19 protein-coding genes and 1 riboswitch are annotated in these 22,178 nt (G+C 46.0%); of the genes, 2 read left to right on the forward strand and 17 right to left on the reverse strand.

Annotation, left to right across the window (positions count from 1 at the left end; translation table 11 throughout):
• The first annotated feature begins 113 nt into the window (after positions 1–113).
• The gene (locus VN447_RS11670; protein WP_325525533.1) at positions 114–1,253 is read left to right on the forward strand and encodes an acyltransferase; all 1,140 of its coding nucleotides are present in this window, start codon (positions 114–116) and stop codon (positions 1,251–1,253) included.
• Positions 1,254–1,304: 51 nt separating this feature from the next.
• On the opposite strand, the gene VN447_RS11675 is transcribed toward VN447_RS11670, so the two are convergent.
• The 9 genes from VN447_RS11675 to VN447_RS11715 form a co-directional block, all read right to left on the reverse strand.
• Positions 1,305–2,678, reverse strand: coding sequence for a hypothetical protein (locus VN447_RS11675; protein WP_325525534.1), 1,374 nt, complete (start codon positions 2,676–2,678; stop codon positions 1,305–1,307).
• 10 nt (positions 2,679–2,688) lie between these two features.
• Positions 2,689–4,443, reverse strand: a complete 1,755-nt coding sequence (gene pyk / locus VN447_RS11680; protein WP_325525535.1) for a pyruvate kinase — start codon at positions 4,441–4,443, stop codon at positions 2,689–2,691.
• 27 nt (positions 4,444–4,470) lie between these two features.
• Positions 4,471–4,671, reverse strand: coding sequence for a hypothetical protein (locus VN447_RS11685; protein WP_144350560.1), 201 nt, complete (start codon positions 4,669–4,671; stop codon positions 4,471–4,473).
• Positions 4,672–4,808: 137 nt separating this feature from the next.
• Positions 4,809–5,108: a MoaD/ThiS family protein gene (locus tag VN447_RS11690; RefSeq protein WP_325525536.1), complete on the reverse strand. Its 300-nt coding sequence runs from the start codon at positions 5,106–5,108 to the stop codon at positions 4,809–4,811.
• Positions 5,109–5,214: 106 nt separating this feature from the next.
• Positions 5,215–6,387, reverse strand: coding sequence for an amidohydrolase (locus VN447_RS11695; protein ID WP_325525537.1), 1,173 nt, complete (start codon positions 6,385–6,387; stop codon positions 5,215–5,217).
• Between the two features lie 222 nt (positions 6,388–6,609).
• Complete coding sequence (locus VN447_RS11700; protein ID WP_325525538.1) at positions 6,610–6,807, reverse strand: hypothetical protein; 198 nt, start codon at positions 6,805–6,807, stop codon at positions 6,610–6,612.
• 86 nt (positions 6,808–6,893) lie between these two features.
• Positions 6,894–7,862: a glycosyltransferase family 2 protein gene (locus VN447_RS11705; RefSeq protein WP_325525539.1), complete on the reverse strand. Its 969-nt coding sequence runs from the start codon at positions 7,860–7,862 to the stop codon at positions 6,894–6,896.
• A gap of 26 nt (positions 7,863–7,888) precedes the next feature.
• Positions 7,889–9,439 (reverse strand): glycosyltransferase family 39 protein, encoded by a 1,551-nt coding sequence (locus VN447_RS11710; protein ID WP_325525540.1) that lies wholly within the window; start codon positions 9,437–9,439, stop codon positions 7,889–7,891.
• 205 nt (positions 9,440–9,644) lie between these two features.
• A complete protein-coding gene (locus VN447_RS11715) occupies positions 9,645–11,000 on the reverse strand; it encodes an MATE family efflux transporter (RefSeq protein ID WP_325525541.1) in 1,356 nt (451 codons plus the stop codon).
• 193 nt (positions 11,001–11,193) lie between these two features.
• On the opposite strand from VN447_RS11715, the gene fdhF reads away from it, so the two are divergent.
• A complete protein-coding gene (fdhF, locus tag VN447_RS11720) occupies positions 11,194–13,884 on the forward strand; it encodes a formate dehydrogenase subunit alpha (RefSeq protein WP_325525542.1) in 2,691 nt (896 codons plus the stop codon).
• 76 nt (positions 13,885–13,960) lie between these two features.
• Here the strand turns inward: fdhF and VN447_RS11725 are convergent, their stop codons facing one another.
• The 8 genes from VN447_RS11725 to VN447_RS11760 form a co-directional block, all read right to left on the reverse strand.
• A complete protein-coding gene (locus VN447_RS11725; RefSeq protein WP_325525543.1) occupies positions 13,961–14,947 on the reverse strand; it encodes a D-glycerate dehydrogenase in 987 nt (328 codons plus the stop codon).
• A 127-nt stretch (positions 14,948–15,074) separates the two neighbouring features.
• Entirely contained in the window at positions 15,075–15,713 is a 639-nt protein-coding gene (thiT, locus tag VN447_RS11730; RefSeq protein ID WP_325525544.1) for an energy-coupled thiamine transporter ThiT, read from the reverse strand.
• 98 nt (positions 15,714–15,811) lie between these two features.
• Positions 15,812–15,911, reverse strand: a riboswitch (TPP riboswitch).
• A 337-nt stretch (positions 15,912–16,248) separates the two neighbouring features.
• Positions 16,249–16,482, reverse strand: coding sequence for a YkuS family protein (locus VN447_RS11735; protein ID WP_325525545.1), 234 nt, complete (start codon positions 16,480–16,482; stop codon positions 16,249–16,251).
• A gap of 48 nt (positions 16,483–16,530) precedes the next feature.
• Complete coding sequence (gene nadC / locus VN447_RS11740) at positions 16,531–17,361, reverse strand: carboxylating nicotinate-nucleotide diphosphorylase (protein ID WP_325525546.1); 831 nt, start codon at positions 17,359–17,361, stop codon at positions 16,531–16,533.
• 114 nt (positions 17,362–17,475) lie between these two features.
• The gene (locus VN447_RS11745; RefSeq protein ID WP_325525547.1) at positions 17,476–18,447 is read right to left on the reverse strand and encodes a sugar phosphate isomerase/epimerase; all 972 of its coding nucleotides are present in this window, start codon (positions 18,445–18,447) and stop codon (positions 17,476–17,478) included.
• Positions 18,448–18,488: 41 nt separating this feature from the next.
• Entirely contained in the window at positions 18,489–19,652 is a 1,164-nt protein-coding gene (locus VN447_RS11750) for a Gfo/Idh/MocA family oxidoreductase (RefSeq protein WP_325525548.1), read from the reverse strand.
• A 15-nt stretch (positions 19,653–19,667) separates the two neighbouring features.
• Complete coding sequence (locus VN447_RS11755) at positions 19,668–20,633, reverse strand: ABC transporter permease (protein WP_325525613.1); 966 nt, start codon at positions 20,631–20,633, stop codon at positions 19,668–19,670.
• Positions 20,634–20,655: 22 nt separating this feature from the next.
• Positions 20,656–22,155 (reverse strand): sugar ABC transporter ATP-binding protein, encoded by a 1,500-nt coding sequence (locus VN447_RS11760; protein ID WP_325525549.1) that lies wholly within the window; start codon positions 22,153–22,155, stop codon positions 20,656–20,658.
• Positions 22,156–22,178 lie beyond the last annotated feature (23 nt).

Consider the following 22,178-nt stretch of genomic DNA (forward strand, 5'->3'; position numbering starts at 1 on the left):
CTCCCTCGCATAAAAGTTTATTGCAGTTAAAACAGTTACGACCTATAATTAATGGTGATATCTTATATAATACGCAGCCAGTAAAAACAAAATCCTAAGGAGCAGCTCAACCTATGCCAAAACAGCACATATTTGCTCTCGATTACATCCGCGGTATATCCATGTTGGGAGTATTAGGCATTCACACCGGGGCTTATTCACTGGCTTATCCTGCTGTCAATCCACATCTATTTGCGTTATTTGAAATAGTCACCCGGTTTAGTGTGCCAATATTTTTCTTTGTATCTGCTTTCGGCTTATTTATCAGCCAGCCACTCAAAGCAGAGTTCAGCTATCTGGCCTTTATGCGCCGCCGCTTTAAAGCTGTCCTATTGCCATACCTTGCCTGGTCTCTCCTCTACATGCTGCACTATACCTGGGCAAGCGGCGATTTCAGCATTTGGAATAGGCCGCTTGTTTATGAATACTTTTTATTTGGTCTGGCCTCTTACCAGTTATACTTTTTAGTTATTTTGGTTTGGTTTTATGCGTTTATGCCGCTCTGGCGACAACTTGTAAGCTGGATTCTCAAAGCTCCGGCAGTAGGATTACTCAGCCTGCTGCTAGCTCAAATTTCTTTTAATTATTATTCCAGCTATATACTCACTGCAGGATTTGATAACTACTACCTTAACCTTGCTGTACAGCACCGCATGAGCTATCTGATCTTACATTACATATTTATTTTTATCCTCGGCGCTGTTTGTTCTGAGCTTTATCCTCAATTTCAGGCGGCCCTGGAACGTAATAAGCGGCCGGTTTATGCGTTTTTTGCAGCAACACTAGCCGGAATGCTTTGCTTCTACTATTACCTTGTTTATTTCAAGCTCTACAGCCTAGAGCAGGCCGTAAATACTGTCCACCAGCTTAGTCCAATCGGGGTACTGTACACGCTTGGCACAACCTTATTTTTGTTTAATGCTTTCAGCAGACCTTTGCCAGCTAAACTAGCAGCCGTTCTAGGCTGTCTGGGACGCTATTCCTATCTGGTTTATCTTGTTCACCCATTCGTTATGTACTATCTAATCATCAAACTGACTCAGATTGGCATACTGTTAACGGCACCAGTCACCGTAGCATTTTATTTGGCAACACTTGCTTTAAGTTCCTGTTTAGCAGCTATCATCAACAAAGTAGGCGCCCTTAGCCCGTTAATTAGTCTGGCGCTTACAGGGTCACTGCCCAAACAGAGAGCTATTCGGCAAAAAGCATAATGACAGCTTACTCTTAGAAAAAGGCGGACAATTAAATTGTCCGCCTTTTTTTTAAAATAAATACCCAAGCTGTGTCAAACGTTCCCTGTTAGACAGCGTTATTGTGTTTGGGGCATTAAAACTGCTACCATCTGCCGTCAGACGCTTTTGTCGGCGCTTAAGCCGTGTACAATATAAAAATAACAGCTGACAAAACTTCTTTATTGATTTTTGCTGACCGGCATTTGCCGGGCGCTTAATCCAATCCAGATAGAGTTGGTCGATGATATCAGCTGCTGTTGTAGTAAAGCTTTGCCTGGAAACAAACTCCACCAGCTGCAGACATTCTCTCATTAATGTGTAGAGAGCCTGCTGCCGAAACAGATCACTTACAGGACCGGAATTAAGTTCCGCTGTAAGCAGACGGCGACCGGCTTCAAAAAGCGGATAGACAATGTCAAAGCTCTCTGCCAAGCTGCGCTGTGCTACAGCCAGCCTGGCAGCTTGCCCGGCACCGTCAACCGCCTGGCGCCAAGTGTCATTCCCACGAACCTGCACCGCTAGATCGAGACTGAGCATAGATATTGCGCCCGCTACTTGACTAAAGGGATTAAGACTATCCATACCGGCAATATGATTGCATTCGGCAACAATACTTGCTAAAGCGTTATCTGATAACACTTTCTTTTCTGCTAATTGCCTAATGTAATCGGTTAATGGATCAATCATACAGGCATCTCCGGCTTTTACTACCCGGAGCAACCATGCCGTCAATACCCCTACTGCTTGCTCATGAGCCATACTATCGAGCGGTTCGGCGGCAAGCCAGCCTGCCAACTTTGCCTGGATTTCACGGATAAGACCGGCATCTCCCCGGCGCAAAGCAGTAAGGCCGGTTAGTTTTAAGGCCCGCATTACAGCCATACGAACACCAGCATCTTGTGCTGTATATAGGCTGGCAAAAATGACTTCTACTGCCCGGGCGGCCAAAAAATTATGCCGCTGTTTCAAACTGATAACTGCAATCAGGCCAAGCTGCTCCACAACAGCAGGAATCTCAGTGGTGGTCACATTCTTTAGCAGCGGTCGAAAAGCGTCAATACCGTGGCCGGCAGCGTCAGGCTGGTTTGACCGCAACGCCAGGTAAATAGCAGCTGTAATACGTACAGGCTCACCTGCTCTTCCTAAACCATGGCCTAAGGCCAGCTTTAACATGTCAAAAGCCCGATATGCGTTGTCTGCTTTACCGGCAATCAAACTAGCCTTCAACACCTTGTATATCTGCCGCATAACTCGTTTAGCAGCGGCAGCGTTCATCTGCCGCTCTCTGGTTATTCCACTTAGTTGAGACGCGATGTGCCTAAACTGCCAGTCTAGCCGCCTGGTGTAAAACCACCACGCGGCTAAAACTATCCCTGTTAGCACAATCAACAACCATACTGCCATAAGGGTCTCCCTATCTAGCGTTAATTTCTCCCTGGTATACAATACCCCGGGCAGCATCCACGGTAACTATCGCACCATCTTCCAGGCGTTCGGTAGCATCTTCAACACCGACAAGCACAGGCATACCAAAACTTACCCCCACAATAGCAGCATGCGAAGTCAAGCCACCTTCTTCAGCAACGATAGCAGCAGCCTTAGCAGCGTAAGGTGCAGTTTCTTCATCAACACTGTTGACTACCAAAATGTCACCTTCCCGAAACTTGGCTTTAATATCCTTAATAGATGTAGCAATAACAACTTTTCCGGTAACGGCCTGTTGTCCGATCCCCGTCCCGCGCGTTAGAATATTGCCAACTACGTGAACCCTAATCATATTGGTTGTTCCTGACATACCAGCAGGCACACCTGCAGTAACAACAACTAAATCCCCATCTTTAACAACCCCGGCATTTAGCGAGCTGGCGACTGCACTGTGCACCATTTCGTCAGTATTATTAAAGCTGGGTCCCAAGATCGGATAAACCCCCCATAGCAACAGCATCCGGCGCACTGTCTTTTCGCTGGGAGTGACCGCTACAATGGTGGACTGGGGGCGGTATTTTGACACCATACGGGCAGTATATCCAGACTGAGTCGAGGTTACAATAGCCGCTGCGCCCAGTTCATGTGATATTTGCGCAGTCGCATGACTGATAGCGTCAGTCGTTGTGCGCTGCAGTTGGATACCTTTACCCACTAGAATATCGCTGTGACGAAGCGAGGTTTCGGTACGTACAGCGATACGGGACATTGTTTGGACAGCCTCGACCGGATACTGGCCTGATGCTGACTCACCACTAAGCATAATAGCGTCTGATCCATCCAGAATCGCATTAGCAATATCGCTGGCCTCAGCTCTGGTAGGCCGTGGATTGGTTATCATAGACTCTAGCATTTGCGTAGCGGTAATAACCGGCTTACCGGCTTTATTACATTTCTTGATGAGCATTTTTTGAACAAGCGGCACTTCTTCTGCAGGGATTTCCACGCCAAGGTCACCCCTGGCTACCATAATACCGTCAGACACCTTAAGGATTTCATCAATATTGTTTACGCCCTCTGCGTTTTCAATCTTAGGGATGATGTCCATCGTGTAGTTGGCATCTTCCAAAATCTTGCGGATAGCCAGTACATCGGCAGCACGCTGAACGAACGAAGGGGCAATTGAGTCCATTTGATTCTGAATACCAAATAAAATATCAGCAACATCCTGTTCAGATAAAGGCGGAAGATTAACAGCAACCCCAGGTGCCGCAACACGCTTGCGGTCTCCGATTTGGCCGCTGTTTTTAACAGTGGTGATAATGTCGTCGCCTTCAACAGCATCTATATGCAGGCTTACCAACCCATCGGAAATGAGGATGATCTGCCCAGGAGAAACTTCCTGCGGTAATAACTTATGGTTAACAGACGCGATCTCTTTCGTACCAACTACTTCACGGCTTGTTAACACAAACTTCTGGTCCTTTTCTAAATAGACCTTACCTTCAGCAAATAAGCCTAGGCGCATTTCCGGGCCTTTGGTATCAAGCATCAGCGCTACTGGCCGTTTAACATTTTGGGCTGCCTCTCTTACCCTGGCCATTCGCTTGGCATGATCTTCATGCAGGCCATGCGAAAAATTAAACCGGGCAACATTCATGCCCGCCTCCATCATTGCCTCTAGGACACCGGGTTTATCGGTACTAGGGCCTACAGTGCAAACAATCTTGGTCTTTTTTAGCAACTCTAACACTCCTTAATTGAATACGACTTACCGTATCGCGTGTTGACACAAAATCGCGTGAGCTTCATTCGCTTCTGATTCCAAAACCAAAATTTCGTACAAACCATCACCGAGAGCGGAAACAATTCCTGCCGCACGGATGTTAGCAAGTACACCTTCATTACACAGTACGTTTTTATATAGTTCGGCCTGTGCCCGGTTAGAAGCTATGTATACTACCGTCCACATAAGTATCCTCCTATTAGCTTCTTTCAATTAAATAAAATTCCCACCCTAAAACAAATTACTACTATAGGTTTGTTCTCCAAAATTAACTGTATTCCTGCTTCAAAAATGGTTTTTCTGGCAAGCAGCAGCAGCAAAATCTATATTTCAACAAAACCCAAAAATACGCGATAAGGCCCAGGAGTTCCCGGCGGTACTAAAGCAACTCTATCGCCGGATTTTATCCTGGCAGAAGCTAAGGGATAAGCTTTACCATTAATAAATACAGCTTCAACTTGGTTCTCGGAAATTTCTAGCATGTCCAAAAGCTGTTTTCCGCTAACGTCACCATCAATACTCAGGGTTAACGGACTTATCCAGCCACGCTCCTTAAACAAGCTGGCCAAATGCAAAAAACCTCGAATCTCAATTGTTTTTACAGCCTCTTCAGTACTAACCATACTAACCTCCTTATCAGAAAGCCTCGCCACAGGTATAATTCACCATGACTATTATTTTTCCTCTAGCTGAAAAATGTATATTTTTCCAGCTTAAAAAGGTAATTCCTTACGCCTTTAACAACTGCAGGGCTGCCCCTGCCATAACCGCAACCCCATAGTCAAGTGCCTGTTCATCCATATCAAACTTAGGATGGTGGTGAGGATAACTGATCCCTTTTTCCTTGTTACCGATGCCGATAAATATAAAGCAGCCTGGTACTTGTTGTTGATAACAGGAGAAATCCTCCCCTCCCATCGCAGGACTTATCTCAATAACCTGACTCTCACCCAGTACTTCTTTGCCCGCATCGGCCACAACTTCCGCCACCTGAGGGTTATTAATCACTGGCGGGAAACCATAGCAACTATCTAGTGTATAAGTAGCCCCCGAAGCCGCACAAATACCACTGCATATCCGCTCAATACACGCAAAGATTGTCTCACGGACACTCTGGGAAAAAGTCCGCACCGTTCCCTGCAAAACGGCAGAATCAGGTATTATATTGAACGCTTCGCCAGCTTTAAATACGCCCATCGACAAAACAGCTAACTCATTGGCACTAACCTGATTGCCGGTAATCGTCTTTAAGGCCAGCACGATTTGCGATCCCACAAATATGGGATCAACCGTCTGATGCGGCATCGACCCATGACCGCCATGGCCTTGAACAGTAATGGTAAATTGGTCAGGCGAAGCCATCATCGGGCCATAGGTTATACCCATTGTCCCTACTTCGAGAGGCTGCCACAAATGTGCTCCAATAACAACATCCACACCATCTAGTGCGCCATCGGCAATCATATTAAGGGCTCCTCCCGGAAAAAGTTCCTCACTGGGCTGAAACAGAAGCCTGATATTTCCTGTTAATTCATCCCTCATTGCATTAAGTACTCTGGCCACTCCCAGCAGCATAGCAGCATGCCCGTCATGACCGCAGGCATGGCAGATTCCATCATTCTGAGAGCGGTAAGGCTGATCGATTTCATCCTGAATTGGCAGAGCATCAATATCAGCACGAATCGCCACCGTTTTACCGGGTCTGCTGCCTTTAATCTCTGCAATCACCCCAGTACCGGCAGCTTGTCTCAGCTCTAATCCCATAGACCTGAGTTCAGATAATATTTTTTTCTGCGTCTCATACTCCTGACCGCCAAGCTCAGGTGACATCCGGAAGTGGCGACGCATAGCTACTACAAAATCATGCTGTTTCTTAACAAGATCATGGACTGAGTTTTTCATAAGTACCGCCCTTTCTGGTTCAACTCTACTAATCTATATTGGATTTCATATAGTAAATAAATCCACTTTTTAAATATGTACACCAACAAACCTAAAAATCCTGCCTGACGGTCTAATTTACAATCAGGTTCTTTGTTTCAAACATGCATATATTGGCTAAGTACTTGTAAAAAACAAAAAGGCTAGCACCTATTCTAGGTTTAGCCTTTTAACTCAACAAAATTACCAATAATAATAGACTTTATTTCCGTCATACTTGATATAACCATGGCGAAGTTTTTTAATCCTGTTTTCATCGGCCTTCATTTGGGCCATATTCGCATCCTGGTCACTCAAATTAGCTGCCTCAACCGGCGCTGTTGCAGTCGCCATAGCAAAGACAATAACGGAAAGCACGGCAACAAGCAACCTGCTTTTCATATATACCAGCCTTTCAAGATAGTACTGGTATTATTCGCGTCCCAACCGCCAGTTCCTGCCCTCCAAATGACGTACTGTCCTAAGAATTATTTTCCAGGAACTCCTGGCATCCGAACTACCTCTTGGGAAGAACCATTTAAGTCGTCCCGCAGCCAATACAGCGGACGTCGTTTTACTTCCTCGAATATTCGTCCAATATACTCGCCGATGATACCAAGCCCGACAAGCTGCAAGCCGCCTAACATTAAAATACTTGCTGAAGTGGTGGCCCAACCGGGGATTGCATCAGCAGTAAAGATTTTAATATATAAGACGTGCAGCATGAGTGCAAAACTAAAGGAGCCAAACAATAGGCCTAAATAAAAAGCAATTCGCAAGGGTAATTTCGAATAAGATGTAATACCGTCCACCGCAAACTGCACCATCTTTTTTAGAGAAAACTTGGATGTGCCGGCGTAGCGTTTGGGCGCTACAAACTCTATCTGTGCTTGTCTATAGCCAATTGCGCTGATAATCCCCCGGATAAAACGCGCCTGTTCCTTAAAGCTGCGAAAACTTGTCACCACCTTCTTGTCTAGAAGTCGAAAATCAGAGCCTCCTTCTGCTACTTGTACATTTGACATGGCGTTCATTACCTTATAAAACATGCCTGATGTTACCTTTTTGAACAAGGATACCCCTTCGGTGTTCACTCGTACAGTCTGAACTACCTCGTAGCCTTGCTCCCAGCTGCTGATTAACTGTGGCAGCATTTCAGGCGGATGCTGCATATCACCGTCCATCGTAATAACGGCGTCGCCTTCAGCGAAATCAAGACCGCAAGTTAAAGCAATTTGATGGCCGAAATTCCTGGCCAAAACAAGACCCCGTACCCGCTTGTCCTGTTGAGCTAATCTGTCTATGATCGCAATAGTACTATCACTGGACCCGTCATCAACAAACAACAGCTCAAATATATACGGCAGAGTCTCCATATACTTACATACTTCCTGATAGAATACCTCTATATTATCCTGTTCATTATAAACAGGCACAACAATTGAAATAACTTTCATCTTATTTATCCTCCGAAACAAAATTGTTAATTTTTAAGCACCAAAGCGACATCTTTCTGGGTAGCAACAAGCTGTAATTTGCTTTGTTCACCTGGAGGCAAATCCAGGTACGTTGTTTTCCGAATGATGAAATAAGCTTTACCTGAATCGCTTAAAACCAATTCTTTGAATTGTTGATTAGTGGTTAACTCCCTACCTGGAGTTCCGGTATAGTACGAAAATCCCGGACGATAGAATTTTGCGATATAAACCGGAGCTTGTCCATCATAGTGCTCCCGGAACTGCCCTGCCAAAGCTTTTACAGAAAATGACTGGGCCGCGGCCGGCAGTAATTGAATCATTAAGACTATCACAAAAGCTGTCATACCAGCGACCAGTACGCCTATAAATTCAGCATTTCTTCCCTTACGGACAGTAAACCATGCCGCTCCTAGAGCAAGCGCAAAAACCAGTCCTGTCATCACGGCTCCGGGAAAAAGATCTGGTATTGAATTTTTGGCTGTGATGAAAAGACCTGCTTCCAAGCAAATCATTAAGATTGTCAATATCACCGCTGGTTTTCTAAAAATCCCCAATGTCCCTACAGTTAGGCATCTATCGATATACCATCCTACAAGGAGCGCGAGCGGGGGATACATCGGCAGAATATATGAAATAAGCTTAGTCTGCGATACCGTAAAGAAAGCAAACACTACCATTGCCCAGATCACAAAAAAGACAAGTTCACTGCCCTGTTCACTGTCTCTATTCTGGAGTGCGGCCCAGACTGATTGGACTAAAAATATCGTCCAAGGAAAGAACCCCAACAGCAAAACAGGAATGTAGTAATACCAAAGTGTGCCTGAAGAATGCTCAGGCTGAAGAAAGCGGGTTACATTGTGAAAACCTAAAAACGTATTCACAAAATCCATTCCATGAAAATGAAACATGGCTAAATACCACGGAAGCGCGACCGCCAGTACCAGAGCCCCCCCGCTGAAGATTTTCATATACCGCAAAGATCCTAGGTTTCGCGTCAAAATGAGATGGATTAGGATAATAGCGACCGGAAATACAATGCCGATAGGCCCCTTGGTAAGTACTGCCAGTCCGGCAGCTACATAAGCAAGGTAGTATTTTTTCCTCAGGTAGAGCAGCAAACAGGCTGTGATAAAGAACGTCAAGGTAACATCTGTCACCGCAGCCTTTCCTAGATAAAAATATTCCAGGCTAGTTGATAACACCAAGGCAGCGATAAACCCAGCCCGATTGTTTATGATCGACTTTCCACCCATATAAACCATCAGAGCACCAAAGACTGCTAAGCAGGCTGATGGCAGCCTGGCAGCAACCTCGGTCTGACCGAAAACTTTGAACGCACCGGCAACAAGCCAGTAGTACATTGGGGGCTTATCATACCAAAAATCCCCGAATATTCTTGGCGATATAAGGTCATTGGCTGCCAGCATCTCCCTTGCCGTCTGAGCATACACGGGCTCATCCGGATCAAGTAATGGCAATTCCCCCAGCTGGAATAGCATGATAAATCCTGCCACAAGAATGACAGTGATTACTTCAATCCATGTGTTTTTCTTCATGACTTCTTTCGTATCCTTTCTATTTCAAGTGATCTCAACCACCTTGCGATAGGTTAAAACCAGTCTGTCTTCACTGACCAAGTATAAAACATGATTCTGAAATAAAAATGAAATAGCAAAAAAAGCTAACACCTGTTCTAGGTGTTAGCCTTGTAAATCAATAATAATAGGCTTTATTTTCGTCTGCCTTCAATACCCTACTAGTCTAAGATTTATTTTCCAGGTAGCCCTGATCAAATTTTCGCAGTTCATGCCACAGATATGTCCCGGTTAAGAGCGATGACGCAAAATCAGCTACCGGCCCGGCAAACCAAATGCCCTGCAATCCGAAAAAATGAGGCAAGACAAGAATGGCCGGGATTAAGATAATCACTTGACGCGACATACTAAGAAAAATCGCATAACTAGCCTTACCTACTGCTTGAAAATAGTTCGCACCGATAATTTGAAAGCCAATAATAGGGAGCATGATTAAAAACACTTTCAATCCGCTTGAGCCAATGGCAATGAGCTCAGGGTTGTCATTAAATACCCGGATGATTGGCGTAGCAAATAGCTGTGTTGCGATAAATCCCAGGATAGAAACACCTGTGGCTGCATACATACCTAATTTTATAACCTCAATCATCCGCGCGTAATTTTTGGCGCCGTAATTGTAACCTAATATGGGCTGAACGCCTTGGCTAATACCGAACACCGGCATCAGTATCAGCATAGCCACCCGATTAATTATGCCGATCGCAGCCACAGCTAATTCCCCGCCATAACGCAGTAAACTATAGTTATATATTACAGTTACCACACTGGCAGCAAGCTGCATCATAAAAGGCGACATACCGATCTTAACAATCTCATACACAATATCTTTATCCAGGCGGAGGTTTGTCCATCGCAATTTAAGAACACTCTTATCGCTAGTCAAATACCTAAGCACCCAGGTAGCTGAGACAGCTTGGGCAGCCACTGTAGCTAGAGCTGATCCCGCTATCCCCAGCTTGAAAACGAAGATAAACAGCGGATTAAGTGCAGTGTTCAATAAAGCCGCAATCAGCATTGTCGCCATTGCCACCTTAGGATTGCCCTCGGCGCGTATTATATTATTCAGGCCAAAGCCGATATGCATGAATATGCTGCCTATCAGAATAATTCTGGTAAATTCACGGGCATAAGGCAGCACATTGGCCTCGGCACCCAGCAGCACCAAAATCTGATCTAAAAATAAAAGCGTAACAGCTGTCATAGGCAGTACAGCAATTACCATTAAAGTAAACGCATTTCCTAAGATAATTTCTGCCTCGTGGTGTTTTTGCTCACCAAGGCGAATCGATACCAGTGTAGAGGCGCCAATTCCGATTAACATGCCTACAGCCATTAAAATAATCATAATGGGAAAAGCTATTGTTACAGCCGTAAGGCCAATATCACCAACCCCGTTACCGACAAATATACTGTCGACAATATTGTATAGGGCGTTGACCACCATTCCCACTATGGCTGGCAGAGAAAAATCCCACAACAACTTACTGATTTTTTCCTGGCCAAGGGCCTGGGATTGATCCATAGGTTCCCTCCCTCAAAAATAAAGAATCCATTATAAGCAATAATGTACCCTTTTGTGATACGCAATATCAATTTATTACACTTCAATAGAATATTATACCATCTCAGTGGTCCCCTAGCAGGTAATCTGATAATTAAGTCGAATGTATTAGCAGAAAATTTTATATTTTACTACTAGATTAAGGAGAGTGGGTATGGCAACGGTTACATTAACAATTGACAATAAACAACTCCAGGTTCCTTACGACACCACAGTGCTTGAGGCTGCGCGTTTAGCCGGAATTACCATTCCGACACTGTGCTACCTGGCCGATTTAACGCCAGAAGGCTCCTGCCGCGTCTGTGTGGTTGAGGTTGAAGGTGCCCGCACGTTAGTTACAGCCTGTACTTATCCTGTCGCCGACGGTATGGTAGTCCGCACCCAGTCAGCTGCCATTCGTGAAGCCAGAAAAACCGTGGTTGAGCTGCTTCTGGCCAGCCATCCTCAGGATTGTCTACACTGTCAGAGCAATCTAAGCTGCGAATTGCAGCAATTGTCTATTGATCTGGGGATTCGTCAAGTGCGTTTTGACGGCGAAAAGCGCCAGTACGCTATCGATGACAGTAACCCATTCATTATCCGAGATAACAATAAATGTGTACTTTGCGGCCGCTGCGTCCGGGCTTGTAAGGAGCTCCAGTGCTGTAACGTACTTGAGTGGGCTTATCGCGGTTTTGACAGCAAAATCACGACAGCGTTTGATACCCCTACAGACCAATCAGACTGCGTATTCTGCGGTACTTGTGTTGCCGCCTGCCCTGTGGGCGCTCTTACAGAAAAGCCGCTGTATGAAGCCGGACACCCCGATAAAAAGGTGAAAACGACCTGCCCCTACTGCGGCGTTGGCTGCAATTTTGACCTGAATGTCAAAGACGGTAAAGTTATTGGCGTTACGTCTAACCCTACCAGCCCGGTTAACGGGCGGATGCTCTGTGTAAAAGGCCGGTTTGGCACTGATTTTATCCACAATCCTGACCGCCTGACTTCGCCCTTAATTAAAAAAGACGGCGAGTTTGTGGAGGCTTCGTGGGATGAGGCGCTCAGCCTGGTGGCCGATAAGTTTGCTCACATTAAAGCCGAACATGGCGGCGATGCGATCGCAGCTTTAAGCTCAGCCAGATGCACTAACGAAGAAAACTACCTGATGCAAAAATTCATGCGCGCAGTGATTGGTACGAACAGTATTGACCACTGCGCCCGTGCCTGACACAGCCCCACTGTGGCCGGTCTGGCCACCTCATTCGGTTCCGGGGCAATGACTAACTCGATTAATGAGATTCCTTTTACAAATGTAATGTTTATTATTGGGGCCAATCCGACAGAAGCACACCCGATCATTGGTGCGAAAATGCGGCAAGCCTTACGGCGCGGAGCCAAGCTGATTGTGGCCGACCCGCGTAAGACCGAGATGGCCGGTAAAGCCGATGTCTGGCTACGCCTCACACCTGGCACCGATATTGCACTGATTAACGGCCTGATGCGGATTATCTTAAAGTCAGGCTGGCACAAACAGGACTTTATCGACTCGTGTACTAACGGCGTTGATGCAGTTGCAGCCGGTGTCGAAAAGTACACCCCCGAATATGTTGAGCAGATTACCGGTGTACCGCAAGATTTGCTCTATAAGGCGGCAGAGATCTACGGCACTGCTGAACGGGCCCAGATTTTCTATACAATGGGCATTACTGAGCATACCTGTGGGACTGATAATGTCATGAGTCTGGCCAACCTTTCGCTCATGACAGGCAATATCGGCAAACCTGGTACAGGTGTTAACCCGCTGCGCGGCCAAAATAATGTACAAGGCGCCTGTGATATGGGAGCATTACCTAATGTATATCCCGGTTACCAGCAGGTGGTCAATCCGGCTGTACAGGAAAAGTTTGAAAAGGCGTGGGGTGTCAAACTGTCCGAAAAGGCCGGTCTAACCAGCCCCGATATGTTTGATGAAATTAGCCACGGTAATTTGAAAGCCATGTACGTCATGGGTGAAGACCCTGTCCTAAGTGATGCGAATGCGAATCATGTTAAAAAGGCGTTTGCCAAGCTTGATTTCCTGGTAGTACAATCGCTTTTTATGACCGATACGGCAGAATTGGCTGATGTTGTTTTGCCTGCCGCTACTTTTGCTGAAAAAGACGGTACGTTTACCAACACTGAACGCCGTATTCAGCGGGTACGCAAGGCCATTGACCCCCTCCCTGGTACCAAGACTGACGGCGACATTATTATGGAACTGTCCAACCGTATGGGCTATTCCATGAATTACACCAATGCCAGTGAAGTTATGGAGGAAATTACGCAACTTACCCCCAGTTATGCTGGTGTCACCTATGAGCGGCTTGAAGAAAGCGGTTTGCAATGGCCTGTCCCAACTAGAGAACATCCTGGCACACCGGTACTGCATGAGTCAGGTAAATTTGTCTGCGGTATTGCCCGGTTTGTCCCGGTTGAGTATCAGCCGCCAGCGGAGCTGCCTGATGCCGAGTATCCGTTGCTGCTGACGACAGGCTTGACGCTGTACCACCACCGGGTATCTACTGTCAAGCGCTCAAGAAACCTCACCAAGTTCCGTCCTGAAGAACAAACTATGCTCCATCCGGATGATGCTAAAAAATTGGGGATTGCCGATGGGGATAAAATAGCCGTTGCTTCACGGCGAGGACGGGTAGAAACCAAGGCCTGGGTCACTGACAGGGTTCCGCCCCGCTTGGTATGGATGTCCTTCCACTTCCCTGAAACACCAACAAATGAATTGACAAATGATGCGTATGACAAAGTAACCAAGACGTACGAGTACAAGGTATGTGCCGTTAAAGTTGAAAAGATCGCGGCAGAGAAGTAGTCATTAATTACATAAAGTAAAGTGAAGCGAGATTGCCACCTGGCAACCTCGCTTTTTTTGCCTCTTGTTGTAGTAACTACGCCTTCTGTTGCCGATAATTTACTTCTGTATTTACGCAAGTGACCAGTGGCTTGCCTGCTAACCCAAGCAGCAGGTTCTCTGCCGCCAACAGCGCCATCTTGTTGCGGGTTTCAGTTGTTGCGCTGCCGATATGCGGAGCAATTAAGATATTTGGCAGTTTTATGAGCGGATGGTCTGCCGGCAGCGGCTCAGGATCGGTAACATCCAGCGCGGCGTACGCAATCTGTCCATCTGCCAGTGCATTGTATAAAGCCTGAGTATCCACTACCGCACCTCTGGCAGCATTTATAAAATATACTGTTGGCTTCATCCTGGCAAACTCTTTAGCGCCAAACAGCCCCCGGCTTTCAGGCGTGAGCGGTGTCAGCACCACAATAAAGTCAGCCTCAGTTAACAGATCTTCAAAAAGGCGGTACTCAACGCCCAGTACCTCATGATTAGGTCGCGGCCGACGATTATGATAGATAACCTTCATACCGCTAGCCTGCGCCCGTCTGGCAACAGCCGTGCCAATGGCTCCCAGCCCTACGATCCCCAGTGTCTTACCGTACAAATCTACGCCAAGGGGCAGAGATGCTCCAGGCTGCCATTTGCCTGCCCGTACCCAGTCCCAGCCTTCATGGATACGCCGCGCGGCCGTTAAAAGCAGTCCAAAAGCCAAGTCTGCTGTTGTCTCTACAAGTACTCCGGGTGTGTTGCCAAACGGAATTTTCCGGTTAGTGCAGGCCTGGATATCAATATTGTCATACCCTACCGCCGGTTGAGCAATTACTCTCAACTTAGGCGCAGCTGCCAGTAATTCCTCATTAACCGCTATATTGGGCAAAACAAACAAGCCCTCGGCATCCTGAAGCCACCTGGTCAACTGGCTTAGCGTAGGCGGCACAGGCCGATCCCACTGCAGCACTTCGCATTGCTCTTGTATTGCAGCCAAAGCTGGCGGCATAATTCGTCCCGCGATTACAACTTTATACTTGTCCATAAAATTCACCCCATGTAACTTCTTTTTATAATATATTCAGCTTATCGGTATTAAAATCCTTGGTAGGTAATAAAAAAAGGCAAACCCACGTTCATGGGATTGCCCTTCTAATACCCAATATAGCAATTTAAGCCTTTTTTTGAGCAAACTTAATCGTTTCTTCAATACGCTTAACCGGCAGAACGCGCATAAGGATCAGGCAAATAATACACTCCGGAACTAAATAGCTAGCGTTAAAGACAAGTGAATAAAGATATGGTGACATACCTTTAGGCGCATAGCTGGCAAAGAAGACAATTCCTGAAATATAATGACAGATAAAGCGGGCAGAAATTCCGGCTATCGTTCCTACAACCATCCTATCCTTAAAATAGCCAGCCAAACCAAGAGCCATGAACGGCAGCGGATAATCGAACAGCACTTGTATTGGATGCAAGATATACGGACTCTGAATCAGGTTAACTATTCCATACACAAAACCGGTAAGAAACCCCACTTCAGGTCCATAATAAACAGCCATCAGCAAAATCGGCAGCATACTTCCCAATGTGACACTGCCACCCTGTGGCATTTTATATAGTTGAAAAGCATGTAGTATGGCAGCCAACGCAATGGCAAGGCCTATATGCGCCATAATTCTTGCATTGAACTGGACTTTCTTCATCTTAATCAGGCCGATTAGTAGCACTACTACGCCGACCAGAGTCAACACAGTTGTCGGACTAGAAATAACGGTAACTACATTCTCACTAATTGATGCTTTCACAAAATCTTCACTCCTATGTATCAGTTTTAATGAATCGTATGCCACGGTTCCGTAACCCCCACGGCAGAACTAAAAACCGTGCCCCAGTAAGACACGGCTTATTTTACAGGTCGCTTCCCTACGCTGGCATTACCCAGATCAGGTGAAAGGGTAATGGACAAGCCATTTCTCAGCCCGAAGGCACCCCTAGCACAATTTAAAGTTTTCATTGACTGCTTTAATCATAATACATTTTTTCCCACTATACAAATGTTTTTTATTTACAAAACCTTTGAGAAGCACAAAAAAAAAGACGCCGCGCGTCTTTTTAATTGTTCCAATTATCGCCATTGTCTAATATAACGTCATCGTTTGTTAAGTCCAGGCCAGTATCAGTAACGTAATTCGGCATCATATCCGGCATTGTACATCACCTTTCTACTAACACAATACATCTGTCCTTAGGCACACTATATCATAAGTATCAAGGTTTGTCTAACGGATGTTTATGGCAGCTAAATAAAAACCCCGTCGCTCGCGCGAAGGGGCCTCATTACTATTGAAGCGATTCTATGCGGGTAACTACCTGCTCAGGTGTCATACCGGCTGCATCAATAACCGGAGCTTTGGTAACAGTGCTTTGAATGTCCATTAGGTTATTATCCATGCCCATTACTACACACGCCATCACACTTTCTTTGCTTTTAGGACTCACTACAGTGTAGCCTCTTTTTTCTAATGCTTGTTTAATTGTTGATAAATTATCTTCTACTGCAACTTTTTTCGCCATAAGAACACCCCCCTTCGTTGTTATTATAGCCCGAAGGTAAATCATCCATTACTTTAACCTAATACTGATGTCAGCCGCTTTAACTGATTGAGTAATAAGCCCACTGGAAATTATATTCACACCGACTGCAGCCAACTCAGGTACCTGTTCTATGGTAATATTGCCTGATACTTCCACTAGCGATTGATTATCAATAATCTCTACTGCTTGCTCAATCATGGTTATCGACATGTTTTCAAGAGCAATGACATCGACGCCTGCAGTTACTGCTTCTTCGACTTGATCTAAGGTTTCGACTTCAATTTCGATTTTTACAAAGGGTGAAAGGTGCTGACGGATTTTTTCGACTGCTGGAGTTATGCCACCTGCAGCCTGAATATGATAATCTTTAATGAGAGCCATGTAGTCAAGAGCATAGCGATGACTTTTGCCGCCACCCATTTTCACTGCGTATCTTTCCAGCATTCTCAGGCCAGGGGTTGTCTTTCTGGTATCGGCAATAAGCGCCCCGTTATCACCAGCCGCTTCCACAAAACGGCGAGTCTCTGTAGCAATACCGGACATACGCTGTAAAAAATTGAGCGCTACCCTCTCGCCACTTAGCAGACTACGAATTGGTCCTTCAATAATGGCAAACTTTTCACCGGCTGGTATTCTGGCTCCATCGTTATATCTAAAAGCAATTTTAATATTCCTGTTAAGTAGAGAATACACCCGGGAAAATATATCTTTTCCAGCCAGCACCATCTCTTCTTTTGCCAGTAAATAGCCTTCAGAATAGTGATCATCCGTAAAAATAGCCTGACTGGTAATATCGCCAACACCAATATCTTCTTTCAGGGCTTGCCTGAGCAGTTCTTCGACAACCAGATTATTCATGGTAAAAAGCCTTCCTTTCCATCATAATGTCTTATCTAGCTCTTCCCTATTTTGTCCAGGCCAATAAAAAACATCCCCGCCTTAATAGGCAGAGATGTTTGGTTAGTTATTAGATTAGGCCCACCACATCTGGGCGGCCGGCTCGCGGAACAAACAGCTTTTTAAACAGGCCACCGCTTTAGCAAATCCCTCTTCCGATGAAGCCAGGCAGTCCTCGTGCTCAATGCTGAGAACATGATCATACCCGATCATTCGTAAGGTGCTAACAATGGCTCTCCATTGCTGTTCACTCATTCCGTACCCTACACTTCTGAAAATCCATGACCGCTCGGTTATCTGGCTGTATGGCTTAACGTCCAGTACGCCATTCACCTGAATGTTGCTTTTATCAAGGTAGGTGTCTTTGGCATGCACGTGGAAGATAGCACCAGCCTTGCCCAATACCTTAATGGCCGTTACCGGATCGATGCCCTGCCAGATTAGATGGCTGGGGTCAAAATTAGCCCCCATTGCCGGTCCTACTGCCGCACGAAGCTTGAGGAGCGTTTCCGGATTGTACACCATGAAGCCAGGGTGCATTTCGAAAGCTATTTTGGTTATCCCATGCTCTGCCGCAAAGGCTGATTCCTGTTGCCAATAAGGAATGAGCTTTTGCTCCCACTGCCACTTTAAAATATCTAAATAATCGGGCGGCCAAGCGCAGGTAACCCAGTTGGGGTAACGTGACTGCTCGGAATCACCAGGGCAGCCTGAGAAAGTATTGATGCATTCCACACCGAGTTGCTCGGCTAACAACACGGTTTTGCGCCATGTTTCGTGAAAACTGCGGGCAATCTCAGGCTGCGGATGTAACGGATTGCCGTGGCAGCTTAAAGCACTAACAATAAGCTCCCGTTCCTCAAGCGCCTGGACAAATTCGTGTAGCTTGGCGCTGTCAGAAAGCAGTTCATCCGGATTGCAGTGTGCGTTGCCCGGATAGTTGCCTGTGCCAATTTCGACAGCATCAAGACCATAGCTTTTAACAACGTCAAGCGCCTCTATAAAAGGCTTATCCTGAAACAAGACAGTAAGTACACCTAATTTCATGCTTCTCCCCTCCTATACCGCTCTCACTAAAGAGTTTTCTTTTAATATGCTACCTTAACCCAGTGACTTGAGGTATGACTGGTTAAAATAGCTTCAATAATACACATAATCCGGTGCCCATCGGCAAATGTGGCGAAATCAGCTTTATCGGCAGCCGGATTTTTACCGTCTCTGATAAAGCTATAGAAGTTGTGCATCATGTTGCGCACCCCGTCAGGCCAGCCTTCGTTATGGCCGCCGGGATGGCGGATATAGGATTTGGCTTCAGTTAAATAAAGCGAGGGATCAGCCAAAAGCATTTCGTTAGGCCGGTCACGATGACCAAACCATAGTTTCTCGGGTTCCTCCTGATTCCAAAAGGCAGCTGATTTACTGCCATCAATTTCAAAACTAAACCGGTTTTTTCGTCCGGCACTGACTTGAGACACAGTAAATACGCCGCGCGCTCCGCCGCTGAACCTAACAAGAACAGTAGCGTAGTCCTCTGTGACTATAGGCACCTCATCATATTGGCCTTCTGCCAATTCCTGTGAGCTAAATGTGCTTACTCCGGCTTTCGCCCGTTTACGTACAGGCAGAATTGTGGCAATATCAGCGTAAACCTCGGTGATGCTCTGACCTATAACATGCTGGACAGTATCACACCAATGTGAGCCAATATCGGCCAACGCCCGGGATTTGCCGCTGATTTTAGGTTCAAGCCGCCAGTTATAGTCAGTGTCTTTTAACAGCCAATCCTGAAGATAGCTGCCATGAACAGTATATACGCTGCCAAGCTGATTTTGTGCCAGCATTGCCCTCAGTTGCTGGACAGCAGGATACTGCCGGTAGTTAAAGTTGACACCGTGAACAATGCCTTGCTCATTTGCCAGTTTGAGGATTTCTCCCGATTCTGAGGTATCCATTGCGAGCGGTTTTTCTGATAGCACATGTTTGCCGGCAGCAATGGCCTCTTTGTTGATTTGATGATGCAAAAAGTTCGGTGTACAGTTATGGATCACAGCTATCTCAGGGTCAGCCAACACTTGCCGGTAATCGCCGTAAGCCTGGTCAATGCAAAGCTCAGCCGCTTTTTGTTCAGCCACTTCCTGTGAATACTCGGCAATGGCCGCTACGTCAACATACCCCAGTCGCCGCACTGCCTCCACATGCACCGGCCCAATAAAGCCACTGCCAATAATGGCAGCTTTGATTTTTCCTTTCATATTGCCGGCTCCTTTCTACTCTTTTTTCTGTAGTAATACTGCGGTAATTATAATCAGTCCTTTTACCATACCTTGCAGGTAAGGGGATATATTCATCAGGTTAAGCGTGTTATTTAGGATTCCTAAAATGAGTACACCAAAGAACGTGCCGATAATTGTTCCTTTGCCACCAGACATTCTGGTGCCGCCGATAATAACGGCAGCAATCGCATCAAGCTCATAGTTAATGCCTGAGCTGGCCGAAGACATGGAATTAAGGCGTGAGGATTCAATAACGGCAGCCAAAGCAGTCAGCATACCGCCCAGCATATAAATGCCGGTCTTGACCATGTTAACATTGATAGCCGACAGCAGGGCAGCCTTCTCATTGCTGCCGATAGCGTAAACATAACGTCCAAACGGGGTCTTTTGCGACAATATATACATGAGGACGGCACAGGCCAGAAATATGAAAACAGGGTAGGAAATCCCGCCAATTTCCCCACTGGCAATTACCGTGTACTCATTAACTTTACTGACGATACTGCCGCCTTTGGCATAGTACAATACGAGCGATCGCGTAGAAGCCATAACCCCAAGAGTGACGATAAATGGCGTTATCTTGCCTTTGGTTATTAACAACCCGTTGATTACACCGATAAAAGCTCCGGCCATAAGGGCAGCCACAAGGGTGGCGGTGATACTCTGCGTGAAGTTCAAGACAGTAAGCGCCAGCGCGCCCACCAGCGCCAGTACAGCGCCTACCGATAAGTCAATGCCGCCCGAGATGATAATAAGCGTCATTCCCAGTGAAATAATGCCAATAATCGATACCTGCCTAAGGATATTGATGATATTGGAAGAAGTCAAGAATTCACTGTTGGCCAAACTGGCCAGTACAGCAATCACCAGAAAAGCCATAATAATACTGTATTCTGTCTGCAATCTGGTAAGCTTTTTCCCCATACTGTTAGATACGCTCTTATTGGCTGGCGTTTCCATATTGCTCACATGTGGCTCCCCCTTAGCCCACCCGCTTGGCGCCGGTGGCATACATCATAATTGTTGCTTCGTCAGTCTGCTCCCTGGGCAGCTCAGCCGCTATTTCACCATGGTACATGACAAACACTCTATCGCAAACCTTTAGTATCTCCGGCAGCTCAGAAGAAAGGATCACTATGCCTTTGCCCTGTTTAGCCAGTTCAATAATAAGCTGATAAATCTCACTTTTAGCGCCAACATCAATACCTTGGGTGGGGTTATCCATAATAATGATCCGGGAATCGGCTTCCAGCCATTTGGCTAATACTACCTTTTGCTGATTACCGCCGCTTAAACTCACAATTGGCAATGAAGAATCTGCTGCTTTGATATTTAATTTTTCCTTGTTCTGCCAATACCGCTTCTCTTCCAAATCGTTGTCAATGAAGAATCTATTTTTCATTTTGGAAAGTGAAGCTAACGTAAGGTTTTGCAGCACACTCATATCTTTAATAATCGCGTTTTCTTTCCTGTTTTTGGGCACTAGCCCAATACCATGCTTGAGCGCCTGGCACGGGTGTCCCATATTAATTTTTTTGCTATCTACATATAGTTGGCCAGCGTCATAGCGGCGGCAGCCAAACACGCATTCAAACAGTTCTGACCGTCCATCGCCGGTCAGTCCGGTAAACCCTAGGATTTCCCCTTCATGCAAAGCAAAACTGACATTCCTGAAATATCGTCCTGAGGACAATCCCTCCACAGCAAGCAGCAGGCGCCCGAGCGCCCTTGGCTGATAATATTGAAGGGAAGCTACGTCTTTGCCAACCATCAATCTGGCCAGATGTTCTTCATCACTTTCCTCTGTACAACCGGTCTTGGCAACCGCTCCGTCGCGCAAGACAGTATAGCTGTCACAGATTGTCAAAACTTCTTTGAGCTTATGGGAGATAAAGACTATACTGACACCTGACTGCTTTAGTGAATTCATAAGCTTGAATAGGTTGCTTACCTCATGATCAGTTAACGAGGTTGTCGGTTCGTCCATAATAATAATTCTGGCATCTTGGAGTAAGGCCTTAGCAATCTCAACAATCTGCTTATAGGAGGGCTCAATATCGCGAACATAGGCCTTGGGATCCAGATCAACCCCCAGAATTTTTAAAATCTCACTAGTTTTGTCACACATGTCCTTGGTTTTAACCAGGCCAACTCTATTGGTCAGTTCCGCACCCAAAAACATGTTTTCATAAACCCTTAAATCACCGACTAAATTTAATTCCTGGTGGATAAAGCTGATACCCAAGGATTTGGAGACATGGGGGTTAGGTATTTGCACCTGGTTATCCTCTAGGTATATACTTCCTTCATCCATTGCCAGCACACCGCCTACTATATTCATCAGGGTGCTTTTACCGGCGCCGTTTTCCCCAATCAACGCGTGAATTTCTCCTTTTTTGAGAGAAAAGTTCACTGCTTTCAGCGCGGACACGCCACTGAAAGATTTTTTTATGTTTACCATTTGTAAAGCATATTCTCCCATGCTGGCCTCCTCTCCCAAGCTAC

It is taken from the genome of Sporomusa sp., from assembly GCF_035561155.1.
In the GTDB taxonomy this organism is placed as follows: Bacteria; Bacillota; Negativicutes; order Sporomusales; family Sporomusaceae; genus Sporomusa.